Raw genomic sequence first — 4,472 nt, 5'->3', positions numbered from 1 at the left:
CTTCACAAAAGGTACTTCTGTAACTCGCAGCCCGGTCATAACGAAGACGGGGTGGCTGAAATGCCAATGGTGCGGTGCAAGCCCGCCGCCGGACGATTCCCCACTCCTAGGGAAGTCGAGGACCAATATGGGAGACCTTAACTTATTAACGCAGTTGAGCACTTGTTTCGTGCTTTTCTGCGACTGGAGAATTGGAACCCACCAATTCTCGTTACATACTCTTTGTTTCTGATTTCTGCTTCAGCTGGAGGTGATCAACATTTCAGAATATCTTACCACGCAAACTCCGCTGCCGCCGTTTCTCCCATACCCACGCTTCCTTTTGGAACTTGACCTGAGCCAGACTGCAAAAATGACTTATGCGCTGCTGCTCGACCGTGCCACGCTCTCGCAGAAAAATCTCTGGATAGATGAACGTGGTTTCGTGTTTGTCATTTTTACGATTTGCTCTTTGGCTGAGCAGCTAGGGCGCAGCACTGTCAGTGTTTCCAGTGCGCTTAAGGAATTGGACGCTGCGGGATTGATCGAGCGCAGACGAACGCGGTTTTCTTCGCCCAATCACATCTTTGTGAAAATTCCAAATGTTGAATAGTTCTGCGTTTTTCACGATTCAAGAACCGCCAAAATCACGATTCTGTGATGCAGATTCTTAATGGCATCTGCAAAAGATATTTTTCCTATGCAGTATAGCAGCCTTTAAGACTGTATCAAAGAAAACTTTCACCTAACCAACGTAATAAAACAAAAAGAGAAAAACGAATAGAATCCATCCATTCCTTTCCGTATTTGCACCACATGAATGAGGAGGTCTGCCCTTGAACAAAGAAAAATCTGAGAAGAAGCCCACCACACGCAAACGTGCGCCGAGAAGTCCGAAGTCCGTGCGCCTGATCGTGGAACGCCATTATATCGGCAATGTGCCGATGAATACGCTTTTTCAGCGGCTTGCGGAAGAAGAAATTCGTAAAACTGCCGAATCGTATCTCGCCGCTGGCTAATTGGACGTTTTACTGCGGAAAAGGGCTTGCATCATCACGCAGCATCCGCTACAATGTGATTGATGAGGTCTCTTTTCCATTATGGAGGTACACATGGAAAAGGACAAAAAAGTAACTGCTTTATACTGCCGGCTGTCAAAAGATGACGGTTCAAACAGCGAAAGCCTGAGCATCCGCACTCAAAAGGCGATGCTTATGGAGTATGCCACACGCAACGGTTTCGGGAATTGCCAGTACTATGTTGATGATGGTTACAGCGGTACGAACTCTGACCGCCCTGCCTTTCAGGAACTTCTGGATGATATCCGGGAAGGAAAGGTGGCAACAGTCATTACCAAAGACCAGTCCCGACTTGGACGCAACCACATCGAAACCGGAACGTATATGGAAATCTTCTTTCCTGAACACGGTGTCCGCTATATTGCAATCAACGATGGTTATGATTCCAACGAGCAATCTCAGATGGATATTGCCCCGTTCCGAAACATCATCAATGAAATGTACGCCAAAGACACTTCCCGAAAAATCAAGAGTGCCCTTCGGACACGCAAGAAAAGCGGAAAGTATATCTCCAGCGGCGCACCGTTTGGCTACCAGAAAGACCCTGCCGACCACAATCACCTTGTGATCGACCCGAACACCGCCCCCGTTGTTGAGTATATCTATTCAATGGCAGAGGAAGGGCTGGGGCTTCACCGCATCGCCAAGCGGCTCCACGATGAAAAAGTCTTGAAGCCGTGTTACTACAAGAAAGAGATGTTTGGCCGCTTTATTGATGATGAAAAGATGTATGATTGGGACAGTGCCTATATCAGTCAGGTTCTGCACAGCCCGGTCTACGCCGGACACATCATCTATGAAGCCAAGCCCACCGTGTCCATGAAATCCAAAAAGCGGCGTTATATTCCTTTTGAAGAACGCGCTATCGTTCCGAATACACATGAAGCAATCATCCCACAAGACCGTTGGGAGAACGTGCAGCGAATCCTTTACAGCCGTTCCAGTAGTTTTATGTGCGATAAGACCGACTACGACAATATCTTCAAAGGCATCGTCCGCTGTGCAGACTGCGGCAGAACGATGTTAGTCAAGGTTGAGCACAGGCGCAAACGTAATAGTGTTCTGGATCAGACCTTTTATTGTTGCAGCACTTATCGGAAATATGGTGCGAAAGCCTGTGACTCTCACAACTTGGAAGCCCGTGTTCTGCATGAAGCTGTCCTTGCGGACATTCAGGCACACGCAAAGGCCGCTGTGAGCAATCGGGAAGCCCTTGTGAAGAAGATTGCAAATCAGATGCACCTCCGGATGTCCTCTGACCGGGCGCAGCACAAACGGGATTTGAAGCAGTGTAAAGCACGAATCGCAGAAATCGAAGACCTGTATGCAAAACTTTATGAGGACGTATCAAAGGGACTTCTCCCGGAGAAACGTTTTCAAATGCTTGCAGATCGCTACGACAAAGAACAGGCTGAACTGACCGAGAAGATTGAGCAGTACGAGCGGGAAGGCCGTGCTGAACACGGTCAGCTGGACAAGATTCAGGATTTTATTGATGAAGTCAGCAAGTACGCTGGCATCACCGAACTGAACTATAAGATTCTGCATCAGCTGATTGACAAGATTCTGGTATCCAAAGCGGAAAAGGTCGATGGCGAATACGTCCAGAAAATCCAGATTTTCTACCGCTTTATCGGCCCATTGGATGCCATCGAGTAACAATGTCAGAAAAGTCACCTCCGAGAACTATCCTACAGATTCCGGACGTGAGGGAGAACTGATCTTCCGCTTGGTGTACCAGCAGGCTGGGTGCAAAAAGCCCTTTTCCCGCCTGTGGCTGTCCAGCATGGAGGAAAATGCCATCCGAGAAGGGTTCGCCCACCTGAAACCGTCAACTGAATACGATGCGCTGTACAACGCAGCACTCTGCCGGGAACGTGCCGACTGGATGGTCGGCATCAATGCGTCCCGGCTTTTTTCGTGCCTGTACGGTCAACCGCTGGCGGTGGGGCGTGTTATGACCCCGGTACTTGCCATGACGGTTGTCCGGGAAGCTGCCATCGCCGCCTTTGTGCCGGAGAAATTCTACACGGTTGCCCTGACCCTTGCAGACGGCGGTACAGCATCTAGCAAACGGTTTGCTCAGAAAGCGGATGCAGAACTGCTGCTTTCCAAATGCCGAAAGGAGGAGCGTGTTACGGTGCAGAAGATGGAACGCAAGGAAAAGTCCGAAAGCCCGCCGCAGCTCTATGACCTTACCGCATTGCAGCGGGATGCAAACCGTCTGTTGGGATTTACGGCGCAGCAGACCTTGGATTATGCCCAAAGTCTTTACGAAAAGCGGCTCATCACTTATCCCCGCACGGACAGCCGATTTTTGACGGAGGATATTGCGGCATCCCTTCCGGGGCTTGTGGCAGATACGGGCGGGGCGTTTGCCGTGGAGAAACCGTTTCCCATCCATGTGCAGCAGGTCATCAATGGCAGCAAAGTCACCGACCATCATGCGCTGCTGCCCACGAAAAGCATGGCAAAAGCAGACCTTGCCGCCCTCCCTGCCGGGGAGCGGAATATCCTGCGGCTGATTGCCGCACAGCTGCTCTGCGCCGTGGGTGAACCTTACTGCTATGCAGAAACCACCTTGACTACCATCTGCGCAGGCGAAAAATTTACCGCAAAAGGCAAAGTTGTGCTGTCCGAGGGATGGAAAGCGGTGGAGCGAAAAATGCTGGGCGAGCTGCTGGGCAAGCAGAAAGAACCGGCTGTTCTGCCGGATGTGCAGGAGCAGAGCCAGTGCAGCGTTGCCGGTGCCGAACTGAAAGAGGGGCAAACGTCCCCGCCGAAGCATTTCACCGAGGACCTTCTACTTCATGCGATGGAAACCGCCAGTGCAGACAGTATGCCGGAGGGCGTGGAACGTCAGGGCATCGGCACCCCGGCTACCAGAGCCGCCACCATCGAAAAGCTGGTGCAGAAGGGCTTTCTGGAGCGCAAGGGCAGCAAGAAAGCCAAGGTGCTGCTGCCCACCGACAAGGGCAAGGCATTGATTACCGTGATGCCCGAAGAAATTCAATCCCCGGAAATGACCGCTGATTGGGAAGCGAAACTGCTGCAAATCGAGCGTGGCGAAATGGAGCCGGAAACTTTTATGACTGAAATCAAAGAGACGATCTCCTCGCTGGTAAAAACCACCGAGGCTGCGAAGGGAGCGAATGCACTTATGAAAAGCAAGATTATTGGTGTCTGTCCGAACTGTGGTGCAAATGTTGTGGAGCGTGAAAAGGGCTGGTTCTGCGAGAACCGGGAGTGCCGTTTTGTGCTGTGGAAGGACAATGCGTTCTTTAAGCGTCTGGGCAAGCGACTGGACGCTCATGTGGCGGACAAGCTGCTGCGGGATGGCCGTGTGCGTCTGAAGGACTGCCGCAGTGCCAAGGGCAAGACCTACAACGCCACCGTGCTGCTGTCCTGTGAAGC

General features: G+C 51.3%; 4 protein-coding genes. All 4 read left to right on the top strand.

Annotated elements, in window-relative coordinates; genetic code table 11:
• The first annotated feature begins 250 nt into the window (after nucleotides 1-250).
• Nucleotides 251-592, top strand: coding sequence for a helix-turn-helix domain-containing protein (locus tag AAAU26_RS09475; RefSeq protein ID WP_097778515.1), 342 nt, complete (start codon nucleotides 251-253; stop codon nucleotides 590-592).
• 223 nt (nucleotides 593-815) lie between these two features.
• Nucleotides 816-998, top strand: coding sequence for a hypothetical protein (locus tag AAAU26_RS09470; protein ID WP_005924684.1), 183 nt, complete (start codon nucleotides 816-818; stop codon nucleotides 996-998).
• Between the two features lie 93 nt (nucleotides 999-1,091).
• The gene (locus tag AAAU26_RS09465; RefSeq protein ID WP_227619733.1) at nucleotides 1,092-2,717 is read left to right on the top strand and encodes a recombinase family protein; all 1,626 of its coding nucleotides are present in this window, start codon (nucleotides 1,092-1,094) and stop codon (nucleotides 2,715-2,717) included.
• Nucleotides 2,704-4,472, top strand: a 1,769-nt coding sequence (locus AAAU26_RS09460) for a DNA topoisomerase (protein WP_227619732.1), incomplete at its 3' end; no start/stop codon positions are given. The genes AAAU26_RS09465 and AAAU26_RS09460, both read left to right, overlap by 14 nt.

Origin of the sequence: Faecalibacterium longum (assembly GCF_040094125.1) — a bacterium.
Classification (GTDB): domain Bacteria; phylum Bacillota; class Clostridia; order Oscillospirales; family Ruminococcaceae; genus Faecalibacterium; species Faecalibacterium longum.
Note: the sequence above shows the minus strand (reverse complement) of the source record. Positions and strands in the feature narration are given on the sequence as shown.

What these genes read in the sequence shown, in the direction of transcription:
- AAAU26_RS09465 (WP_227619733.1), top strand. Translation starts at nt 1,092, where the DNA reads ATGGAAAAGGACAAAAAAGTAACTGCTTTATACTGCCGGCTGTCAAAA.